Annotated in this window: 20 protein-coding genes; 12 read left to right on the top strand and 8 right to left on the bottom strand. The window is 69.8% G+C overall.

The features are described from left to right. Positions 1-25: 25 nt before the first annotated feature. A complete protein-coding gene (locus K933_RS09580; RefSeq protein ID WP_049947746.1) occupies positions 26-445 on the top strand; it encodes a DUF7346 family protein in 420 nt (139 codons plus the stop codon). 12 nt (positions 446-457) lie between these two features. Here the strand turns inward: K933_RS09580 and rad50 are convergent, their stop codons facing one another. From rad50 to K933_RS09600, 4 genes are all read right to left on the bottom strand, one after another. Next, the gene (gene rad50 / locus K933_RS09585) at positions 458-3,154 is read right to left on the bottom strand and encodes a DNA double-strand break repair ATPase Rad50 (RefSeq protein ID WP_023394530.1); all 2,697 of its coding nucleotides are present in this window, start codon (positions 3,152-3,154) and stop codon (positions 458-460) included. Then, entirely contained in the window at positions 3,151-4,560 is a 1,410-nt protein-coding gene (gene mre11 / locus K933_RS09590) for a DNA double-strand break repair protein Mre11 (protein ID WP_023394531.1), read from the bottom strand. The genes rad50 and mre11 overlap by 4 nt, the downstream gene beginning before the upstream one ends. Then, positions 4,557-5,012, bottom strand: coding sequence for a hypothetical protein (locus tag K933_RS09595; protein WP_023394532.1), 456 nt, complete (start codon positions 5,010-5,012; stop codon positions 4,557-4,559). Before K933_RS09595 ends, mre11 begins: the two co-directional genes overlap by 4 nt. 106 nt (positions 5,013-5,118) lie before the next feature. Further along, the gene (locus K933_RS09600) at positions 5,119-5,388 is read right to left on the bottom strand and encodes a MarR family transcriptional regulator (RefSeq protein ID WP_023394533.1); all 270 of its coding nucleotides are present in this window, start codon (positions 5,386-5,388) and stop codon (positions 5,119-5,121) included. Between the two features lie 125 nt (positions 5,389-5,513). Between K933_RS09600 and pan1 the strand changes: the two genes are divergently transcribed. Continuing rightward, positions 5,514-6,731: a proteasome-activating nucleotidase Pan1 gene (gene pan1 / locus K933_RS09605; RefSeq protein ID WP_023394534.1), complete on the top strand. Its 1,218-nt coding sequence runs from the start codon at positions 5,514-5,516 to the stop codon at positions 6,729-6,731. A gap of 81 nt (positions 6,732-6,812) precedes the next feature. Here pan1 and K933_RS19235 read toward each other — a convergent pair whose 3' ends face one another. Next, entirely contained in the window at positions 6,813-6,944 is a 132-nt protein-coding gene (locus K933_RS19235) for a hypothetical protein (RefSeq protein WP_268744625.1), read from the bottom strand. Positions 6,945-7,069: 125 nt separating this feature from the next. On the opposite strand from K933_RS19235, the gene nth reads away from it, so the two are divergent. Further along, complete coding sequence (gene nth, locus K933_RS09610) at positions 7,070-7,753, top strand: endonuclease III (protein WP_023394535.1); 684 nt, start codon at positions 7,070-7,072, stop codon at positions 7,751-7,753. A 99-nt stretch (positions 7,754-7,852) separates the two neighbouring features. Here the strand turns inward: nth and K933_RS09615 are convergent, their stop codons facing one another. Continuing rightward, complete coding sequence (locus K933_RS09615) at positions 7,853-8,338, bottom strand: DUF7321 family protein (RefSeq protein WP_023394536.1); 486 nt, start codon at positions 8,336-8,338, stop codon at positions 7,853-7,855. A 120-nt stretch (positions 8,339-8,458) separates the two neighbouring features. Here K933_RS09615 and K933_RS09620 point away from each other — a divergent pair, with 120 nt between their 5' ends. From K933_RS09620 to K933_RS09655, 8 genes are all read left to right on the top strand, one after another. Further along, positions 8,459-9,406 carry a DUF7319 domain-containing protein gene (locus K933_RS09620; RefSeq protein ID WP_023394537.1) on the top strand — a complete coding sequence of 316 codons (948 nt, stop codon included), beginning with the start codon at positions 8,459-8,461 and terminating at the stop codon, positions 9,404-9,406. A 121-nt stretch (positions 9,407-9,527) separates the two neighbouring features. Next, the gene (locus tag K933_RS09625; RefSeq protein WP_023394538.1) at positions 9,528-10,199 is read left to right on the top strand and encodes a plastocyanin/azurin family copper-binding protein; all 672 of its coding nucleotides are present in this window, start codon (positions 9,528-9,530) and stop codon (positions 10,197-10,199) included. Further along, a complete protein-coding gene (locus K933_RS09630; protein ID WP_023394539.1) occupies positions 10,199-10,585 on the top strand; it encodes a DUF7318 family protein in 387 nt (128 codons plus the stop codon). The genes K933_RS09625 and K933_RS09630 overlap by 1 nt, the downstream gene beginning before the upstream one ends. Positions 10,586-10,588: 3 nt before the next feature. Further along, positions 10,589-11,395 carry a cytochrome b gene (locus K933_RS09635; RefSeq protein ID WP_023394540.1) on the top strand — a complete coding sequence of 269 codons (807 nt, stop codon included), beginning with the start codon at positions 10,589-10,591 and terminating at the stop codon, positions 11,393-11,395. 10 nt (positions 11,396-11,405) lie between these two features. Continuing rightward, complete coding sequence (locus K933_RS09640; RefSeq protein ID WP_023394541.1) at positions 11,406-12,173, top strand: cytochrome bc complex cytochrome b subunit; 768 nt, start codon at positions 11,406-11,408, stop codon at positions 12,171-12,173. Between the two features lie 182 nt (positions 12,174-12,355). Further along, positions 12,356-12,808, top strand: a complete 453-nt coding sequence (locus tag K933_RS09645; protein ID WP_023394542.1) for a DUF7315 family membrane protein — start codon at positions 12,356-12,358, stop codon at positions 12,806-12,808. After that, positions 12,801-13,064 (top strand): DUF7314 family protein, encoded by a 264-nt coding sequence (locus tag K933_RS09650; RefSeq protein ID WP_023394543.1) that lies wholly within the window; start codon positions 12,801-12,803, stop codon positions 13,062-13,064. The genes K933_RS09645 and K933_RS09650 overlap by 8 nt, the downstream gene beginning before the upstream one ends. Before the next feature lie 66 nt (positions 13,065-13,130). Beyond that, a complete protein-coding gene (locus tag K933_RS09655; RefSeq protein WP_049947758.1) occupies positions 13,131-14,045 on the top strand; it encodes a cation diffusion facilitator family transporter in 915 nt (304 codons plus the stop codon). Positions 14,046-14,135: 90 nt separating this feature from the next. Here K933_RS09655 and K933_RS09660 read toward each other — a convergent pair whose 3' ends face one another. Both K933_RS09660 and K933_RS09665 read right to left on the bottom strand, forming a co-directional pair. Beyond that, positions 14,136-14,600, bottom strand: coding sequence for a hypothetical protein (locus K933_RS09660; RefSeq protein ID WP_049947747.1), 465 nt, complete (start codon positions 14,598-14,600; stop codon positions 14,136-14,138). A gap of 341 nt (positions 14,601-14,941) precedes the next feature. Further along, on the bottom strand, positions 14,942-16,234 hold the full coding sequence (locus K933_RS09665) for a tRNA (N(6)-L-threonylcarbamoyladenosine(37)-C(2))-methylthiotransferase (RefSeq protein ID WP_023394546.1): 1,293 nt from the start codon (positions 16,232-16,234) through the stop codon (positions 14,942-14,944). 353 nt (positions 16,235-16,587) lie between these two features. Between K933_RS09665 and K933_RS09670 the strand changes: the two genes are divergently transcribed. Further along, positions 16,588-20,061, top strand: coding sequence for a DUF7282 domain-containing protein (locus tag K933_RS09670; protein ID WP_161631416.1), 3,474 nt, complete (start codon positions 16,588-16,590; stop codon positions 20,059-20,061). Positions 20,062-20,400 lie beyond the last annotated feature (339 nt).

The following is a 20,400-nucleotide window of genomic DNA, read 5'->3' on the forward strand; positions in this document are numbered from 1 at the left end:
TCGCGCGCGCCGCCTCGGCGCTCCCGTGCAGCCAGTCCGAGACGACGAGGGACGGCGGTACCTCCGCGTGAAGCGGTCGGCCGACTCCAGCCTGGTCCGCGACCCCGCGACCGGCGAGGAGCGACACCTCCCGAACGACCGACTCGAAGCCGAGGGCGAGTCGCCGCTGTCGGCCGCCGCGGGCGGTCTCCCCGACGGCGTCAGGCGGGCGGTGCTGGCGTGCCCCGACGACCGCGCGCTGGGGCTGCTCGTGGAACTCGTCGACCGCGGGCCGCTCGCTGTCCGGACGCTCCTCGACGCGTACGACCTCTGTGAGTCGGACCTCCACGGCCTGCTCGCGGAGTTCCGCGCCGCTGGACTCGCGGAGGAGGCGACGGTCGCGGGCGAGCGAGGCTACGGCCCGACGGAGGCGGCGCGCGAGGCGGTCGCCCGGTTCCGCGAGTGAGCGGCCGGGGGGTCAGTCGTCGGCGGGTTCGCCGGCGGTCAGGTCGGCGAGCGACGCGCCCTCCGCGCGCTCGGCCGACGACCGGTTGGAGGTGGGGTCCTTCTCGACGCTGACGAGTTCGTCGGCGGCGCCGACGAGTTCGTCGTCGTGGCTCACGATCACGATCTGACGGACGCCGAACCCGCGCATCTCCTCGACCAGATCGACCAGCCGGGAGACGTGCCCGGAGTCGAGGAACACCGTCGGCTCGTCGAGGATGAGCGGCGGCGTCGGCGCCGCACCCTCGATGCCCTCCGCGAGCAGGCGGTAGATCGCACACCGGAGGCTGAGGTTGAACAGCGCGCGCTCGCCGCCCGACAGCTGTTCGGGTTCGAGGGGTTCGCCGTCCTTCTGGTAGACGGTGAGTTCGTACTCCCCGTCGAGTTCGATGTGTGAGTAGGCGTCGTTGCCGTACACCAGGTCGAACGTCTCGTTGAGCATCCGTTCGAGGCTCTCGACGTTTCGCCGCCGCAGTTCCGCGCGGAGGTCGCCGTACATCGCCTCCAACTCCTCGGTCTCCTCGTGGACCGAGTCGAGCGCCTCGACGCGCGCGCGGAGGTCGTCGCGCCGCTCGCGGAGCGTCTCCACCTCGTCGAGTTCGTTCTCGACGGCGCCGACGGCGCTGGTGAGTTCGTCGCGCCGCTCGGCGAGTCGGTCCAGCTCCGCGTCGACCCGGTCGATGTAGTCTTCGGCCGTCGAGAGCCGCTCGCGGGCGTCCTCGATCCGGTCCTCGTCGAACGCCTCGCGGAGTTCGTCCCGGCGCGTCCGCTTCTCCGCGAGGAACTCCCGTCGCTCGTCGTTCCGGTCTGCGAGCTCCGACCGCCGCTCCGAGAGCCGTTCGATCGCGGACTCGGTCTCCGCTACGGCGTCCCGCGCCGCCTCGACCGCGTCGAGTCGGTCGCGCGCCGCCTCGACCGCGTCGAGTTCCTCGTCGACCGCCTCGACCCGCTCGCGGGCCTCGTCGGCCTGCTCGCGCTTGTCGGCCGCGATGTCGCGCTTGTCGGCCGCCTCCGATTCGAGCTCGGCCGCCTCCTCGCGGAGCGTCTCGGCGCGCTCGCGCTTCTCCTCGACCGCGTCGCGGGCCGCCTCGATGCGTTCCTCGACGAGTTCGCGGGTCGACGACAGCTCCGACAGCCGGTTCTCCGCCTCGACCAACTCCGCGGCGCGGTCGAGCTCCGCCTCCAGTTCCGACTCGCGCTCGCGTCGCCCGGCGAGTTCGCTCTCCAGTTCGGCGACGCGCTCGCGGTCCTCGTCGAACGTCTCGACGTGCGGGGAGCCGTCGACCGGCTGTCCGCACTCGGGGCACTTCCCCTCGTCGAGCAGTTCCTCCGCCTCCTCGACGCTCGCGCGCGCCGTCGAGAGGTCGGCGGTGAGGTCGGTGACCGTCTCGCGGACCGCGTCGAGGTCGTCGCGGACCGACGCCCGGTAGGCCGCCGCCTCGCCCGCCTCGACCGGGGCGTCGTCGAACTCCGCGCGGAGGTCGTCGCGCTCGTCGTCCGCCTCGGCCAGCGTCGTCCGCCGCTCGTCGAGTTTCTCACGCTTCTCCGCCACCTCGTCGTCCAGCCCGTCGGCCCGCTCGCGCTTCTCCGCCGCCCGCGCGTCGAGGTCGTCCGCGCTCGACGCCAGGTTGTCCGCCTGCGCGCCGAACGCCGTCGCGTCGTCGGCCGCCGCCTCCCGGCGCTCACGGAGCGTCGCCTCGCGGTCGTCCAACTCCGCCCGGCGCTCCGCCACCGCCTCGGGGTCGGCCGCGTCGAGTTCGGTCGCGTCGAGGCGGTCGTCCACCTCCGCCCGGAGGTCGGTCAGCCGGTCGCGCTCGTCGGCGACGTCGTCGGCCAGCGACTCGCGGTCCGCCTCCGCCTCGCGGACCGTCGCCTCCAACTCCTCGATGTCGGCCGCCAGCTCCTCCAGTTCCGCGCGCTTCTCCTCGTGGGCGTCGAGTGTCTCGCGCGCGTCGTCGCGGGTCGACACCGCCTTCTCGCGCTGGCTCTCGTAGTTGTCGACGCTGTCGTCGAGTTCCGACAGCTCCGACCGGAGGTCGTTCAGCCGGCCGTGGAGATCCTTCCCCTCCTTCTCCTCTAGCTGGTCTTCGAGGTTCGACAGCGCGCCCCGCTTCTCGCTCAGCACGTCCTCGACGCCGAGCCGCGCCCGCCCCGCCCGCTCGCGGTACTCCTCGAGCGCGCCCAGTTGGAGCAGGTCGTCGATCATGTCCTGACGCTCGCCCGGCGTGGCGTTGATGAGCTTGTTCACCTCGCCCTGCCGGACGTACGCGCAGTTGAGAAACGCCTCGTGGTCCATCCGCAGCAGGTCGGTGACGAACCCGCGGACCGCGGTCGCCCCGTCCCGGGTCACTTCGCCGTCGTCGGATTCGAGCGTGCAGGTCGTCGTCTGAACCTGGTCGCCGTAGCGTCTCACCTCCCGGTCGATCCGGTAGGAGACGCCGTCGTGGCCGAACCACAGCGTCACCGCCGTCTCGTCGGCACCGTTCGTCACCACGTCCGCCAGCGTGCCGTCGAGCGCGCGGGCGCCGTACAGCGCGAAGAAACAGGCGTCGAGCAGCGACGACTTCCCGCTGCCGTTCAGCCCGTGGATGACAGTCACGCCCTCCGAGAGCCGGAGGTCGGTGTCGGCGTACGGCTTGAAGTTCCGCAGGCGGAGGCGGTCGAACCTCACCGGTACTCACCCATCGTCGCCTGCGTGTCGTCGTCCGTCCGGTCGGCGGCGTCGGTCCCCGCCGCGTCGGCGTCCGCCCCCACGTCGGACCCGTCCGCCGTCCCGTCCGCGGGGACGCCGTCCGCGTCGTCGCCCTCGCCCGGGTCGGCGACCGGCGCGTCACCGCCCGCGCCGTCGGCCGGCGCGCCGTCCGCAGTTCCGTCGTCGGTCGCCTCGTCGGCGTCCGTGTCGTCTTCGGCCGTGTCGTCGTCCGCGTCGTCGGTCCCGTCGCGGTCGGTCGCGGACGCCCGCTCGGTCGCGGCGAGGAACGCGTCGGGGTCGTCCAGCCGCTCGTCGAGGCGGCGCTTCACCTCGTCGCGGACGTTCGCGTCGGCGTCGTCGCCGCGGACCACGTCGTCGACGTCGCGCGCGACGGTCGACAGCCCGAGGTCGCTCACCCGCTCGCGGACCGCCGCGTCGGGGTCGGCGAAGTCGACCGACACGTCCGCGGAGGACTCCACCTCCCGGCGGTCCTTCACGCGGGCGATGAGCGCCCCCCGCTCGGCCGCGAACTCCTCTATCGCCGCGGGCGCGACCGGGTCGCCCTCGCCGGTCACCTCGACGACGACGACCGCGCCCTCGACGTCGCGTTCGCGAACCCGGTCGCGGACGCGCTCGACCCCCTCGCCGGGACCGAGTTCCGCGTCGACGAACACGAACGGGCGGGTGTCGAGCGCGCGCCGGCGGATGTCGACGCCGTCGTCGCCGCCGAACGTGACGAGGTTGTACCCGCGGCCGTCGCGCTCGCTCGCGGACGCGCGCTCGGTCGACCCGCAGTACGTCACCCACGTGCCGGACACCTCCGCGGTGTCGGCCGTGTGGTTGTCGCCGAGCAGCATCGCGTCGAAGTCGACGGTCGCGGACTCCAGGACGTGCTCGGTGTCCCACTCGCCGTGCGTGAACGGCTCGAACAGGCCGTGGCTCACGAGCGCGGCGTGGGCGGCGTCGTGGGGGGTGAACTCGTAGTCGAGGCCGTCCCGGCGGGAGGCGGGGACGTGGTCGAGTCCGTAGAACGCCGTCTCGCCGACCACGACCGGGTCGGAGCCGAGCCGGGTGGCGAGTCCGAGCGACTCGAACAGGTCGAGCCACTGGCCGCCGCGAGCCGACTCGTGGTTGCCGACGACGGCGAGGAACGGCACCCCCGCGTCGTCGAGTTCCCGCAGCGCGGAGAGCGTGCCGAGCAGGTCGGGGAGCTCCGGGCGGCGGTCGTGGAACAGGTCGCCCGCGTGGACGACGGCGTCGACGCCCTCCTCCGTGGCGTCGGCGACGACCCGTTCGAACGCGTCGAGGAAGTCGGCTCGCCGGTCCGGCGAGTGGTACTGGCGATACCCGATGTGGGTGTCGCCGGTGTGGATGACCCGAGTCATTCGTGTCGCGTGGGTACTGCGTCGCCGGACATAAGCCCCGCGTCGGCGGTATCCGCGTCGATACTTCCGCCGCTGCCGGCCGCCGTGGCCGTCCCGCCGGCGTCGACGCCGCCGACGTTCGCGGTGTCCGCGTCGCCCGCGGTCCCCCCGCCTCCCCTCGCGTCCAGGCCCGCGGCGCTCGCCGCCCGCCGGTAGGCGTCGACGACGTCGAGGACCTCCCGACACTGGTCCGCGAGCGCGTCGTCGCCGCGGCGCGTCGCCGCGCGCTCGGCGGCCCGCACCCGCTCGAAGCCGCCGGCGTCCGCGACGGCGGCCGCCCGTTCGACGGTCGAGAGCGCGTCGGCGGCCGCCGACACCCGCGCCGTCTCCCCCCCGCCCGCCCGTTCGCCTCCCCCGTCGACCAGCGTCCGGAGAGCGTCCTTCACCGCTCGCGCGTTCGACTCGGCGGTCATGCGCCGACTGCGTCGTCCTCCCGGATAAACCCCGGCCCGCCGTGCGGCGTCGACCCCGTCGGCGGTCGAACGCCGCGTCGTCGGTACGGGCCGAATCGAAGCCGAGTTACAGGTCGAGCGTGTAGAGCCGCTTGCGCGCGTCGGAGAAGGAGAAGCGCGACTCGACGGCGCCCGCGTCTTCGAGCCGCGAGAGCGCGTACCTGACCGTCCGGGGGGGCAACAGCGTCTCCTCGGTCAACTGGCTCTGGGTCAGGGTGTCCTCGTACTCCAGCACCTTGGCGACCAACTTCGCGCTCGGGGGGAGGTCGCGCACGCTCTCCCACCGGTCCCCCGCGTCGTCGCCGCCCGCCGCCGTCTCCTGGTCGGATGTACTCATGGCTGTGTCCGTGACGTACACATACCGAGGGATAATACTTGCTATCCAATTTGATTACTCGGAGGTATTGCACTCGCGTTGTGCTCACCCGAAGCCTCTTATTAACGTCCGCCCTAGAACCGGCGATGACCGACACCGTTGACGACGTGGACCTCCCGTACGACGACGAGGCCGCGTCGCAGCAGGAGAAGATCGAGGCCCTTCAGGAGCGTCTCGATGTTCTCGAATCTCAAAACGAGGAGATGCGCGACAAGCTCCTGGACGCCAACGCCGAGAACAACAAGTTCCAACAGAAGCTCGAGCGGCTCACCCACGAGAACAAGAAGCTGAAGCAGTCGCCGCTGTTCGTGGCCACGGTACAGGAACTCAACGACGACGGCATCGTCATCAAACAGCACGGCAACAACCAGGAGGCGCTGACAGAGGTCACCGACGAGATGCGCGACGACCTGGAGCCGGACGACCGGGTCGCCGTCAACAACTCGCTGTCGGTCGTAAAGAAACTGGAGAAGGAGACCGACGTCCGCGCCCGCGTCATGCAGGTCGAACACTCGCCCGATGTGACGTACGCCGACATCGGCGGGCTGAAAGACCAGATGAACGAGGTGCGCGAGACCGTCGAGATGCCGATGACCAGCCCCGAGATGTTCACCGACGTCGGCATCCAGCCGCCCTCCGGTGTTCTGCTCCACGGGCCGCCCGGCACCGGGAAGACGATGCTCGCGAAGGCCGTCGCGAACGAGACGGACGCGACGTTCATCAAGATGGCCGGCTCCGAACTCGTCCACAAGTTCATCGGCGAGGGGGCGAAGCTCGTCCGCGACCTGTTCGAGGTGGCCCGCGAGAACGAACCCGCGGTCATCTTCATCGACGAGATAGACGCCATCGCCTCCAAGCGGACCGACTCGAAGACGTCGGGGGACGCGGAGGTCCAGCGGACGATGATGCAGTTGCTCGCGGAGATGGACGGGTTCGACGAGCGCGGCGAGATACGGATCATCGCCGCGACCAACCGCTTCGACATGCTCGACCCCGCCATCCTCCGGCCGGGGCGGTTCGACCGGCTCATCGAGGTGCCCAAGCCCAACGAGGAGGGCAAGGAGCTCATCTTCCAGATCCACACCCGCGACATGAACGTGGCCGACGACGTCGACTTCGACCTGCTCGCGGCGATGGCCGACGACGCCTCCGGCGCGGACATCAAGGCGGTCTGTACGGAGGCCGGGATGTTCGCCATCCGCGAGGACCGCACCGAGGTCCGGATGGCCGACTTCGAGGCGGCGTGGGAGAAGATCAGCGCGACCGACGACGCCGGCTCCGACGACTCGCTCGCGTTCGCCTGACGGCGCTCCGGTCCCTCCGTTTCCGGTTTTCGCGTTTCGACGCCCCGAGCGGCGGCGACGGGACCGACGGCGCGCCGACCGCTACAGCGAGAACAGCAGGAACGGCAGTCCGAACAGCAGCGCCGTCACGACCGCGAGCACGAGCGCGTACCCCGCCGCCACCCCGACGGCGGCGCCGAACGGGGCGGGGAGGTCGGTGCCGAGGAGGTCCATAGCTCGCGATCCGTGGCGGACGACTAAACCGTTCGGGCGTCCGACCCGGGAACCACCGGGGACGCCGGCCCCCACTCGGACGCCGAATCGGACCACTCAAGCGCGCCGCGCCGCTGGCACCGGGCATGGGAACGCCGCTCGACACGCGCGAGGCGCAGGTCGCCGAGGTGCTCGATACGCTGTACGCGGAGTACCCCGACACGGACATCTCGCTGGAGTTCTCGACGCGGCTCGAACTCCTCGTCGCCGTCGTCCTCTCGGCGCAGTGTACCGACGAGCGGGTGAACCAGGTGACCGCCGACCTGTTCGAGAAGTACCGGAGCGCGGACGACTACGCGAACGCCGACGAGTCGGAACTCGCCGACGACATCTACGGCATCACCTTCCACAACAACAAGGCGGGCTACCTGAAGGAGTCCGGGCGGATCATCGCCGAGGAACACGGCGGCGAGGTGCCCGACACGATGTCGGCGCTGACCGACCTACCGGGCGTCGGCCGGAAGACGGCGAACGTCGTGCTCCAACACGGCCACGACGTGGTCGAGGGCATCGTCGTCGACACCCACGTCCAGCGGCTCTCCCGACGGCTCGGGATCACGGAGGAGACGCGACCGGAGGCCATCGAGACGGACCTGATGCCGCTCGTCCCCGAGGACGACTGGCGAATGTACACCCACCTGCTCATCAGCCACGGCCGCGCGGTCTGTACCGCCCGGAACCCCGACTGCGACGACTGCACGCTCGCGGACGTCTGTCCCTCCGAACGCGGCGACGGCGGCGTCGACCTGGCCAGCGGCGAGGCGTGGTGAGCCGAGGGGTGGCGGGCGGCCAAGAGAACCCGGACTCACCGCGACGCGTCGCCGTACTCGTGTCGTCGGGGAGCCGGCGTCACCTCGGCTTCCGTCGACTCACGCGACGTACCGCAGGTAGTAGCGGTAGACGCCGACGAGGAACGCGAGCAGCCAGAACAGCGTGTAGCCGAACACGCCGACCCGGAGACGGCCGCGCCAGGCGCCCATGTTCTCGTGGAGGTCGTTCAGGTCCACCTCGCCGTCGGCGCCCTCGTAGAGGTCGGCCTCGCGTTTGACCTGGAAGATGCGGACGATGCCCGTGAGTCCGAACGCCAACAGCGCGTACGCTTGGAGACCGAGGAAGGCGTGTAGCGCCGACAGCCCGTTCAACTGGTCGAACAGGCGGGGCGCCATCCACGTCGCCACCGGCACCGTCGTGAGCACCAGTCCGGGCAGGATGTACGAGAGGTGGTGGGTCAGCAGGTCCCAGGTGACGTTGTCCTGCTCGCGCGAGAGGATGATCCACGCGCCGTAGAGGTAGAAGGGGAAACTGGCCGCCACCGCCCCCGCCGCGACGGTTGCGACGACCGAGTCGGAGACCATCACCCCGAGGGTAGAGAGCGGCCGCGCTAAAGCGGCCCGATCCGAGCGCGGCGCGAACGGACGAGCGCGGACGGCGCCGGACCGTCACCCTAACGGTCGTGCCGGCCCAACTCCCCGCCCATGAGCGACTCGCCCGCCCGCGAGGACACCGCGTCCGACTCCGAGGAGCCGTCCGACGCCGCGGCCGACGACGAGGTGGCGGCGCTCCGCGAGCGGGTGGAAGCGGAGTACGACTTCGAGAACTTCGGGCCGGCGGACATGGCGGAGATGAGCGGCGAGGAGTGGGAGGCGGCGTTCGACCCCGACTCGTGGATCACCGGTCGTGACCTGCTCGACCGGGTCGAGGCCGACCTCCGGACGCGGATCGCGTCCCGCGACGTGTTCGCCGTCCTCGATAGACTCGACGACCCCGAGGCGGTCGTCGCCTACTCCGACGAGGGGTGGGCGGCGGTGTACGCCGACGGGAGCGTCGAGGGGGAGGGGACGGTGCTCCGGGACGTGAAGCCGTCGGTCGCGCTCTGTTCGATGGAGTCGTACGAGGTGCCCGACCCGCCCGCGGAGTACGAACTCCCGGCGCCCGAAGAGGTCGAGGAGGGGACCGGCGAGTTCGGCAACCGGATGCTCCAGGCCGTCGGGGGGTCGCTCCTCGTCGTCGGTCTCGGGACCGTCGGCCTCTGGCTGTTCACCGACCTGTTCCCGACGCCGCCGGGCAACGAGACGAACATCATCATCCCCATCGTCTCGGCGCTGTTCGTGCTCGCGGGGGTGTTCCTGTTCGCGCTCGTGGCGAACGCCCGGCTGTCGGACCGCTTCCGCGCGGAGGAGTACCGCGACCGCCTGCGCGCCGCGGGCATCGCCGACGACGGCTCGCGGCAGTTCGCGCCGTTCGAGGAGGTCGTTCGGGAGGCGCTCGCGGACGGTGACGACCCGGCGTCCCGGAAGGCACGGTCCGGGAGCCCCGACACCGGTCGCTCGTCCCCCGCCGAGACCACCGAGAGCGACGGGAGCGGTCGGACCGACGGGACCGCTCGGGCGGACCGGTCGGATGGGACCGAGCGGTCCGAGTAGGCGGCGAACCCCGCCTTGCCGACCGCGGAAAACCGGGAGATAGCGCCCCGATACGCCGGGCTGGGCCGGCCGAAGTAGGTCGGAGGCTTTATGCGCGACGATACCCCACGAACTAGCACCGATGAAGAGGCGGGAGTTTATACGAAATGCCGGTGGCGCGACCGCCGTCCTCGGGGCGGGTGCCAGCACGGCAGCCGCCCAGGAGGGGACCGGGACGGCGACCGGCACCGCGACCGGCACCGGCACGGCGGGAACCGGCACCGGCAACGCCACCGGGACGGGCAACGCGACGGGCACCGGGACGGGAACGGGTGGCGGCGGCGGGGGCGGAACGGTCACCGTCGCCGTCGGGCCGAACGGTGACTACGTCTACACCCCCGGGACCGAGGAACCGCTGTACATCACCCCCGGGACGACCGTCCAGTTCGTCTGGGAGTCCGACAACCACAACATCGTCGTCGACAACCAGCCCGACGGTGCGGGGTGGGAGGGTCACCCGCCCATCCAGAACGAGGGGTTCACCTACAGCCACACGTTCGACACGCTCGGAACCTACGAGTACCATTGCGTCCCCCACGAGGCGCTTGGTATGGTCGGGGTCATCGAGGTGGTGGAGTCGACGCCCACGCCGGGCGGCGCGGGCGAGCAGGACCTCCACGAGATCGGCGCCCCGATCCAGGCCCACTGGGTCGGGTCGGCGACGATTCTGGGCATCGTCCTCACCGTCATCTTCAGCTTCTACGTGCTGAAGTACGGTGAGTCGCCCAACACCGGCACCGGGAGGTCGCGGTAATGTCGAGTAGCGGCTCCACCTACGGCGACATCAACCGGTACGAACCGGCCCGCGAGAGCACGGCGGCGGCCATCGCGATCGTGATCCTCACGGTCATCGAGGTGCTGTTCGTGTTCATGTTCACGTACGGGCTGGTCAGCGGTTGGGGGGTGACCCCGGACGGGAACATGTTCCTCGGCGGCATCCTCGCGGTGGTCTTTATCGACCTGGCGTTCATCCTCGCGCTGTACCGCAAGGAGTTCCTCCCGGACGTCGTCATCGTGAAGAAGCGCCGCCGGAAGTGGGAGGACCTCTACATCCGCGAAGACCAGGTGGAGGGGACCGAGATGGGTGGCGACGCGTGGGAACAGGTCAAACGTGCGGTCTACCCCTACTACAAGCGCTAACCAATGAGCCTACAGAAAGCCGACGAACACGACCACGAACGCTGGCTCAAGGAGAAGGACCTCAGCCCGCTGGAGCGGAGCTTCCTGGTCTCGCTCATCTGGATGGACAAGCGGCTCCGGATCGTCGACTACCTGGAGCTGCTGGAGACGCTCTACTACCGCGTCAACCTCCAGATGCCGAAGAGCCACACCGAACAGTACGACCTGGACAACAAGTTCTGGTACTGGTATCCGCTGTACACGCTCGGGTTCTTCAGCACCCTCGCGTACGTGGTCGCCGCCATCTCGGGGGCGTTACTCGGGTTCTACTACAGCCCCGCCATCGGGGCCGCGGCGGCCGGCGAGCAGTCGGTCGCGTACCAGCAGATCGCGTTCATCATGCAGGACCTCCAGTTCGGGTACATGCTGCGCTCCATCCACCGGTGGTCGGCGCAGGTGATGACCGCGGCGGTGTTCCTCCACATGCTCCGCGTCTACTTCACGGGCGCGTACAAGGAGCCCCGCGAACTCAACTGGCTGCTCGGCATCGTCCTCATCTCGCTGACGATGGTGTTCGGGTACACCGGCTACCTGCTCCCGTGGGACCAGCTGAGCTACTGGGCGGGTCAGATCGGCGTCGAGATGAGCCTCTCGATCCCGCTCGTCGGCGAGTGGGTCGCCCAACTCATCTTCGGCGGCTTCTCGTTGAGCCAGTCGACGCTGATGCGGATGTACATCCTGCACGTGTTCCTGCTGCCGTTCGTGGTGACGACGCTGATCGCGATCCACATCGGCATCGTCTGGGTGCAGGGCATCGCGGAACCCCACTGAGACCACAACCATGACCGAAGACGACACCCAAGAGCCGAAAACCGACGGCGGAGGCGGAACAGGCATCGTCGCGCCGGACGACGAGACCCCGACGTGGCGCCAGCGGAAGGAGCGCACCCAGGGGCTCTCCCGGCTGACGTACGAGTATTTCGAACGCGCGCGGCGTGAGGACGAGGACCTCCGACGGGAGTCGGACTACGTCGAACGCGACGTGCTCGCGTTCCCGACGTGGCCCCACGAGATCGTGCGCAACCTCGCGATCACCAGCTTCTTCGTCGGGATGATCCTCTTCCTGTCGGCGACGCTGCCGCCGCACATCGCGAACCCCGCGAACACCAACGTGACGCCGGGCATCATCCTGCCCGACTGGTACCTCTACTGGTCGTTCGGTCTGCTGAAGCTCGGCCCGCTCAACCCCGAGCTGTCGATCCTCGGCGGGGCGAAGCTGATGTCCGACCGCACGTACGGCGTGCTCGCCAACGGGGTCATCGTCGGGTTCATCGCGATCGTGCCGTTCCTCAACAAGGGGAGCGCGCGCCGCCCGGTCGAACAGCCGTTCTGGGCGGCGGTCGGCGTCGCCGGCGTCACGTTCGCGTTCACCATCTCGGTGCTGTCGGTCAAGAACCTCATGCCGATGGACGTCCATCTCCTGTTCGACCTGACGTTCTTCGCACCGTTCGTGACCGGCTGTCTCACGTACGCGGTGCTGAAGACGATGCGCGAGGGGTACATGTACGACCTCAACCGGCGGTACTACCGGCTACGCCCGCCGAAGTAGAGCAGTAGAGCGCCGGAACGGTTCCCGGCTCGCCTCTTCGTCTTCGGCCCCGGTCCTCTTCCACCGCTTCGCCGTTCTCCGACGCCGCCCGTCCAGCCAGCGCCGGCTGTCGCCCGCCCCCGACTTCGGGCCGGACGCCCCCGGTTCGCAGGACAGTTGTACGTCCGGCCCGTGGCCCCCGTATGAGCGACGACGCGCGCGACCGCACGGCCGACGCGGACGCCGCCACCGCCGACGCGCCCCCCTCCGACCGCGACCCCGCCGGCGGGGGCGGTGCGGGGGGCGGTCGGGAGGTGGTGGTGCCGATGCGGCTGTACAAGACCGTGACGGTGTTCTCGACGCTGATCGCGGTAGTCGGCGTCGTCGTCGGGTTCGTACTGCTCGACGCGGCGACGCTGCAGGTGTCGACCCTGCGGAGCGTCCTCGTCGCGCTGTTGGCCGCCGTCGGGTTTCCGACGCCGTCGGGGGTACTCACGGGGGTGTTCGCGGTCTGCGGGCTGGCGTGCATCCTCGTCGGCGCCGGCGTGTACGTACTCGGGACGCGGTTCCGCGCGGAGGGGATGGGCGGCGCGGGGGACCGAGCGGGAAACGGAAACGCTCAAGACGACGACGGCGAACGATCGCACAATGGCTGACGAGTTCGTCAAAGGTCTCGGGCTGTTCACCGGAGCGGGGCTGGGCTGGCTCGTGCTCGCGGGCTGGTACCGGACCGAGTCGTTCGAGAGCCCGCGGCAACTCATCGCGGCGCCGCCGGACCCGGAGACGCTGTTCGACGCGATCGGCATCTTCCTCGGCGACGTGTTCTTCTGGACCGCGCTGCTGGGCGCGTTCACGTTCTGGCTGCTCGTCCCCGCGATCAACCAGTTCGCGTCCCGCGGTCAGAGCTCCTGAGGACGGGGCGCTCCGAGAGCGACACGACACGCATTTGCCCCCCCACGGCGACGTCGAGGTATGGGCGTGGACCGACGGACGGCGCTCCGGCGCGTCGGCCTCCTCGTGTTCGCCGTGAACGTGTGTCTCGCGGCCGCCAAGGCAGGGGTGTGGTACGCGACCGGAAGCCTCGCCGTCGGGTCGGAGGCGGTCAACTCGCTGTCGGACTCGGCGTACTCGCTGGTCGTCGTCGCCGGACTCTACTTGACCACCCAGCCGCCGGACTTCGAGCATCCGCACGGTCACGAGCGGATCGAGCCGTTCGTCTCGCTGTTCGTCGCCGCGGGCGTGTTCCTCGCCGCCGGGGGCGTCCTCTACAGCGCGGTCCGGAGCCTCCTCTCGCCCGCCCCGTCGGCCGGCGGCGGGAGCGCGCTCGCGGTGGGCGTCCTCGTCGGTTCCGCGGCGGCCAAACTACTCCTCTACCGCTACTGTCTCCGCGCCGGCCGCCGCCGCGACTCGCCGGCGCTGGTGGCGACCGCGAAGGACAACCGGAACGACGTGCTCACGGCGGTTGCAGCGCTCGTCGGCGTGGTCGGCGCGGCCGCGGGCTACCCGACGCTCGACCCGCTGGCGGCGGTCGTCGTCGGCGTGGGGATCCTCTATACGGGGTACGAGATCGTCCGCGACAACGTGGGCTACCTCGTCGGCGCCGCCCCGCCCGACGACCTCCGCGAGGAGATCCTCCGGCGCGCGCTCGACCACCCCGAGGTGCGGGGCGCACACGACGTGATCGCCCACTACGTCGGCCCGGAGGTGGACGTGAGCCTCCACATCGAGGTGGAAGGCGAGATGTCGCTCAACCGCGCGCACGCCATCGAGACGGAGGTGGTCGAGTCGGTCCGGTCGATCCCCGCGGTCGACGACGTGTTCGTCCACGTCGACCCGAAGGAACTCGGCGAGTGGAAGGTCGACGACGCCCCCGGCGTCCCGTTCACGGAGTGACCGCGGGAGCGACCCGACCCGGGTTCCCGCTCGCCGTCGTGGCGTCCCGGCGTTGCGGCGTTCCGACCGGACCGGGAGGGCCCGCCTGGCTCAGTAGAGGTGGACCCGCTTGAGGGCGTTTCCGACGCGCGTCCGGAGGCTGTCCGTCGGGTCGCGGTCCGTCACGTCGACCGGACTCGCCTCGCGCCCGTCGATCCGGGCCGCGGCGCGCCCGGCGGCCGACAGCGCGTCTTCGAGCGTCGCGCGGTCGTCGTCGCCCGGGGGGACGCTCGCGACGGCCGTCCGGCGGCCGGCGGAGCGGTCGCGTTCGTACACCGCGAGCGCCGTCGCCGCGTCGGCTCCGGCCGGGGTGACCAGCAGGTCGCGCGGCCGGTCGGGGTGACACAGCGTCACGCCGTCCGCGAGGGGTTCGTCGCCGAACGTGACCACCTCGGTCCCCACCCGCCACCCCGCCGGGACGAGGGCGTCGACGGCCACCTCTCGGAGCACGTCCCTGAGCGTCCGCTCGGTGCGCACCGAATCGAGGGAGTCGGCGGTTCCACGGCTGTGGTCCATGCGCGTCACCTCGGCCTCGGGGCATATGAACCACGAACAACGTTTCGCGCCGTAGAACGCTTCTACCCCGACCATACGCCGTCGTTGTGCGGCGCGGACGCCCGCGCACGCCCGGCCTTCGACGGGGAGGATGGGCCGAAGGTCGGGCCTTCTTCATCGGGAGGAGGCGGACGTACCCGAGGTAGGGAGTCGGACCTGCGCCTCGGCGCGGACCCACGAGGGTGCGACCACCGGTGCGTTCCCGTTCACCCGGTCGTAGTGGGGGTGGCGTCGCCCCCGGTGACGAACCCGGCGGCCCGGCCGGACAGTGACACGTCCCGTGGACGCGCCGAAGGCCGGTCCTACCGCGCGGCCGGCGGCTCCGACCGCCCGGCGGGTTCCGTCTCGACCGGGTCGCCGAACGCGTACATGGTGTTCTGGCCGGTCACCTCGACGGTGAGAACGTCGCCGGGTTCGACGCCCCGCTCGGACGCCTCCCGGACGATGATCTGGCGGTAGGCGCCGTCGCGGCACTTGACGGAGTCGCCCGTCCCCTCCTCGACGACCAGCACCTCGCGGGTCGACCCGACCATCGACTCGTACGCCTCGCCGACGATCTCGCGTTTCAGCTCGCTCATCGCCTTCGAGCGCTCCTTCTTGACGGTTCCGCCCAGCCCCTTCATCCCGGCGGCGTCGGTGTTCGGCCGCTTCGAGAAGCGCGTGACGTTCACCTTCTCGGGGCGCACCTCCGCGAGGAGCTCCATCGACAGTTCGTGGTCGGCGTCCGTCTCGGTGGGGAAGCCGACGATGAAGTCGGTCGAGAGCGTCCACTCGTCGAGCGCCGCGTCGAACGTCTCGACGGTCTCGCGGAACTTCCCCACGCGGTGCTGGCGGCGCATCTCGTCGAGCACGTCGTCGCTGCCCGACTGGACCGGCAGGTGGATGAAGTTGTACAGCTTCTCGTTGTCGGCGAACACCGCGGCCAACTCCTCGCGGATGCCGTGGACGCCGCCGGGGTTCGCCATCCCGACGCGGACGCGGAACTCGCCGTCGATGGAACAGATCCGGTCGAGCAGCTCCGGCAGCTTCCGTTCGCCCGTGTCCCACCCGTAGACGCCGGTGTCCTGACCGGTCACGCGGATCTCGCTCGCACCCGCGTGGACGAGCGCGCGCGCCTTCTCGACGTTCTCCTCGACGGGCGGCGAGTCGATCCGGCCGGTCGCGTGTTTCGTGATGCAGTACGAGCAGTTGCTCATACACCCCCGCGCGATGGGGAGGATCCCCACCTCGCCGTCGAGGATCGGTTCGGTGTCCGAGGCGGGCGTGGGGCACTCGCCGTTGAGCACCGCCGACGGCACCTCCTCCCAGTGGAGGACGCGCGCGTCGACGCCGGCGTCGCGGAACTGCTCGCCCTGTGCGAGCGCCATACAGCCCGTCACGATCAGGTCGGCCGTCTCCTCGGCCAACTCCTCGGCGCGACGGAGCATGTTCCGCTCCGTCTTCTCGACGACGGTGCAGGTGTTGAGGATGGCCACGTCCGCCCCGGCCGGCCCGTCCGCCGGGCGGTGGCCGGCGTCGCGGAGCCGTCGCTCGATCTCGCGGCTCTCACCCTGGTTGGACGTGCAGCCGTAGGTCTCGATGTGGTACGTCGCCATTTCGGTCGTGCGTGTGTTCTCGCGCCCGCGGTTAAGGTGTGCGGTCGCCTTCGTGACCCGGACCGCCCTCTCAGCCGGCTCCCGACGAGTATCGACAAGAAATTTATATTACTCGACCGATGCGCTCGCGCCGTAGCGCTCCGACCGGCGGCGGCCGGCTACACGTCGATCACACGAGTCGGGTGATAGATAGCCTACTATCGAAGGTAACCGCGATAGTTCCCGGTGTCCGGGCGGGACCGTTCGTTAAACATCCACTACTGATTATGTACTCCCTATCATCCGGGTAAGCAAGTTTACCCAAACGGTAACATGTCAATTAGGACCAGAATACTCATATGGCTCATGGAGGGATGTGTAGCTGCATTGTGAATCCTCCTTCAAGATCGCAGCTCCTCTGCGTCGGTGTCGTACTCGCCCTCCTCGTCTCGGGGGTGGGGGGCGTCGCCACGGCAGCGGCGCCGCCGCAGGCGACCGAGGTAGACTCGTGTACCACCATCACCTCTCCCGGTGCGTACGCACTGACGCAAGACATCCGGAACAGTAGCGCCGACGTCTGTATCGAGATCCGAGCCGACGACGTGGCCTTCTACGGGGAGGGCCACACCATCGACGGAACCGAGACGCTCAACGGTAGCGTCGACTACGACGAGTCGCTGCCGGTCGGCCTCCGCGTCGACAACGCGTCGAACGTGACCGTCGAGAACGTCGTCGTGACCAACTGGGAGGCGGGGCTCCAGTACCGCACCGCCACCGACGGTCGGATCACCGGCGTCAACGCCACCCTCAACAGCCAGTTCGGTATCGAACTGGAGGACACGACGAACTCCGTCGTCGAGAACGTGACGACGAACGACAACGGGGTCGAGGTCGGCGGAGCGACGACCAAGGAACTCGTCGCGGGTCTCGGGCTGTTCTCGAGCGACGACAACACGGTCCGGAACGTCGAGTCGCGGCGGAACACCCGACACGGCGTGATCGTCGCCAGCCAGTCGACCGGCAACACGTTCGAGTCGGTCACGTCCGCGACGAACGGCGGCGACGGGCTGACCCTCCGCCAGTCGAGCACCGACAACGTGGTCGAGAACAACCGCCTGATCGACAACGGCCAGATCGCCCTTGACGGCGACGGGATCGAACTCACCCAGTTCAGCGCGAACAACACGGTTCGCGACAACGTGATCCGCGGCTCCAACAGCGATGGGGTCTCGGTCAACAACGACCTGAACAGCTCCTACCGCGATCCGGATCCGGACGCGGGCGCGAACGCTAACCGCGTGATCGGCAACGAGATCGTGAACAACGCTCGCGGGGTCCACCTCTACCACGCGAACGACACCGTGGTGATGGACAACCAGATCCTCGAGAGTAATCGGGGCAACGTGCGGATCCTGGGCGGGTCGAACAACGAACTCGCTTCGAACGAGATCCGGGCGGCCGGAGACGACGGGGTTCGGCTCTCCTCGACCGACGACAACGACATCGTCGAGAACACGATCGTCGAGAACGGCGAGGACGGTGTCGACCTCGTCGACTCCGACAACAACCTGATCGCGCGGAACACGATCGAGAACAACTCGGGGGAGGCCGTACTCGTCCGCGGCAACTCCACGGGCAACGACGTACAGACGGCCAACGACAGCGAGGGCAACGAGACGGGGGCGGCGAACTTCTCCGTGTCGGACCTGAGCGCCCCCGAAAACGCGACGGTCGGTGACGCCGTGACGGTGACCGCGAACGTCACCAACGCGGGCGAGACGAACGGGAGCCAGACCGTCGAGTTCCGGATCGACCTGAACGACGACGGCACGCCCGAGGCGATCGGTCTCAACGAGTCGGTGTCGCTCGACGCCGGCGCGAACGAGACGGTCGGCTTCGAGGTGCCCACGGACGGCGTCGAACCCGGGACGTACACCCACGGCGTGTACACCGACAACGACAGCGCGACGACCACCCTGACCGTCGAGGCGGCCGACGACGACGGTGGCGAGGGTAACGACACCGACGTGTCGGGCTTCGCCGTCTCGGAACTGAGCGCTCCCGCGAACGCCACGGGCGGTAACCCCATCACCGTCAACGCGACGGTGACCAACACGGGCGACTCGCGTGACACCCAGCGCGTCCAGTACCGATTCGACGTGAACGAGACGAACGAGACCGTCACCCGCAACGAGTGGGTGTCGCTCGACCCCGGTGCGAACGCGACCGTCAGCTTCACCGTGTGGACGGGCGGCGTCCGTCCCGGGACGTACACTCACGGCGTCTACACCGACGACGACAACGCGACGGCCCAACTCACCGTCACGAAAGCGGTGTACTACTCGGTGACGAACGCGACCGTCCCCACCAACGCCACACAGGGCGAGACCATCACGCTGAACGCGACGGTCACGAACCTGGGTAGCGAGGAGGGGTGGCAGCGGATCCAGTACAAGATCGACCTCAACAACAACGGCACGCTCGAACCGGTCGGCGTCAGCCAGCCGGTGAGGCTCGCGCCCGACGAGAGTCGGACGGTGTCGCTCGACGTGCCGACCGACGACTTCGAGACCGGAACGTACGAGCACGGCATCTACTCCTACCAGGAGTGGGTGACGACTAACCTGACCGTCGAGTCGGCCGACGACTCCGAACCGGCCGTCACCTTCGACGACCAGCCGCCGAACGGGACGACCGTCTCGGTCGCCTCGGTGACGGTGCCCGACGGCGGGTTCGTCGCCATCCACAACGAGACCGACGGTGACGTCGGTCCCGTGGTCGGCGTCTCCGCGTACCTCCCGGCGGGCGTCCACGAGGACGTGAACGTCACGCTCTACGAGGGCGTCAACGGCGCGAACTTCAGCGAGAACGCGACGGTCGAGGACGGCCGGACGCTGATCGCGATGCCGCACCTCGACACGAACGGGAACGAGACGTACGACTTCGTCTCCTCGAACGGCTCCGCCGACGGCCCGTACACGGTCGACGGCAGCGCCGTCACCGACTCGGCGACCGTGACGAACGAGTCGAGCGACGACTCCGACGACGGTAGCGACTCCGGTGGGGACGACTCGGGCGGTGACGACGACGGTGACGACGGTGACGACAGCGACGACAGCGACGACGACAACAGCGGTAGCGGCGGCGGCAGTGGCGGTGACGCGGCCCAGTCGACCAGCCGTTACAGAGTGGTCGACGTCAACTCGGGCGTGACGGTCTCCGTCACGGAGGTCCTCTCCGACTCGCCGCTCGACGCCGAGATGAACGTCTCGGGCGCCGGTATCTCCGTCACGTCGCTCGGACTCGACACCCGATTCGCCACCTCCGACTTCCGGATCGAGGTGGACACGCCGACCGCCTCCGCCGGCGACGCGCCCGCGCTCGCGGACGCGACGCCCGTGGCGTACTTCCGAGCCGAGAGCGTCGGGTTCAACGACGCCCGGATCGGCTCCGCCAACGTCTCGGTCACCGTCTCGGAGCTTCCGGCCGACGCGTCGCCCGAGGACGTGGTGATCTACCGGCTCGTCGACGGCTCGTGGACCGCCCTCGAGACGACACGGCTCGACGACGGTAGCTACGAGGCGCAGACGGACGGGTTCACCACGTTCGCCGTCGGGGTGTCGAGCGCCTCCGACGACGGCGACGCGACGACGACCGAGCAGCCGGACGACTCGGACTCGGACGCGGACACCGACACCGCGACGCCCGCGGCGGCCGACGACTCGACGGCCACCGCGACCGACGGCGGTTCCGCCGGCGCGACCGAGACCACGACGCCCGGCTTCGGCGTCGTCCTCGCGGTGCTCGCGGTGCTCGGCGCCGCGCTGCTCGCCGGCCGGAGGGACTGAGACCGCTCCGGTCGACCACCTTCCGACCCGTACCGCGGGACGCGACGACCGCGTCCCGACGACCCGTTTTTCTCTTCGGCACGCCGCGACGGACGGCCGTCCCGGTCGCGTACCCGACCGCAGCCACCGCCGACGGCGAGCGGGCCGACCGAACCCCGGAACCCGCCGCGCCGGAGATTCGGGTTTGATACGCGGAGGGAAACGGATATACGACCGTCGGGGCCACTCTCCGCCGATGCCATCGCCGGGCAGGCGCGACGTGCTCGCCGGACTCGCGAGCGCCGGGGCGGCCGGGCTCGCGGGCTGTCTCGCGGGCGAGAGCGGGCGGCGACTCTCGCC

Source organism: Candidatus Halobonum tyrrellensis G22 (assembly GCF_000495475.1).
GTDB classification, from domain to species: domain Archaea; phylum Halobacteriota; class Halobacteria; order Halobacteriales; family Haloferacaceae; genus Halobonum; species Halobonum tyrrellense.

Excerpts from the sequence above, each read along its gene's own strand:
- K933_RS09660 (WP_049947747.1), bottom strand. The coding sequence starts at position 14,600 with ATGGACCACAGCCGTGGAACCGCCGACTCCCTCGATTCGGTGCGCACC.
- K933_RS09620 (WP_023394537.1), top strand. The coding sequence starts at position 8,459 with ATGAGCGACTCGCCCGCCCGCGAGGACACCGCGTCCGACTCCGAGGAG.
- mre11 (WP_023394531.1), bottom strand. The coding sequence starts at position 4,560 with ATGACTCGGGTCATCCACACCGGCGACACCCACATCGGGTATCGCCAG.
- K933_RS09625 (WP_023394538.1), top strand. The coding sequence starts at position 9,528 with ATGAAGAGGCGGGAGTTTATACGAAATGCCGGTGGCGCGACCGCCGTC.
- K933_RS09595 (WP_023394532.1), bottom strand. The coding sequence starts at position 5,012 with ATGACCGCCGAGTCGAACGCGCGAGCGGTGAAGGACGCTCTCCGGACG.
- K933_RS09670 (WP_161631416.1), top strand. The coding sequence starts at position 16,588 with ATGTGTAGCTGCATTGTGAATCCTCCTTCAAGATCGCAGCTCCTCTGC.
- K933_RS09600 (WP_023394533.1), bottom strand. The coding sequence starts at position 5,388 with ATGAGTACATCCGACCAGGAGACGGCGGCGGGCGGCGACGACGCGGGG.
- K933_RS09630 (WP_023394539.1), top strand. The coding sequence starts at position 10,199 with ATGTCGAGTAGCGGCTCCACCTACGGCGACATCAACCGGTACGAACCG.
- pan1 (WP_023394534.1), top strand. The coding sequence starts at position 5,514 with ATGACCGACACCGTTGACGACGTGGACCTCCCGTACGACGACGAGGCC.
- K933_RS09645 (WP_023394542.1), top strand. The coding sequence starts at position 12,356 with ATGAGCGACGACGCGCGCGACCGCACGGCCGACGCGGACGCCGCCACC.
- K933_RS19235 (WP_268744625.1), bottom strand. The coding sequence starts at position 6,944 with ATGGACCTCCTCGGCACCGACCTCCCCGCCCCGTTCGGCGCCGCCGTC.
- K933_RS09650 (WP_023394543.1), top strand. The coding sequence starts at position 12,801 with ATGGCTGACGAGTTCGTCAAAGGTCTCGGGCTGTTCACCGGAGCGGGG.
- K933_RS09615 (WP_023394536.1), bottom strand. The coding sequence starts at position 8,338 with ATGGTCTCCGACTCGGTCGTCGCAACCGTCGCGGCGGGGGCGGTGGCG.
- K933_RS09665 (WP_023394546.1), bottom strand. The coding sequence starts at position 16,234 with ATGGCGACGTACCACATCGAGACCTACGGCTGCACGTCCAACCAGGGT.
- K933_RS09635 (WP_023394540.1), top strand. The coding sequence starts at position 10,589 with ATGAGCCTACAGAAAGCCGACGAACACGACCACGAACGCTGGCTCAAG.
- K933_RS09640 (WP_023394541.1), top strand. The coding sequence starts at position 11,406 with ATGACCGAAGACGACACCCAAGAGCCGAAAACCGACGGCGGAGGCGGA.
- nth (WP_023394535.1), top strand. The coding sequence starts at position 7,070 with ATGGGAACGCCGCTCGACACGCGCGAGGCGCAGGTCGCCGAGGTGCTC.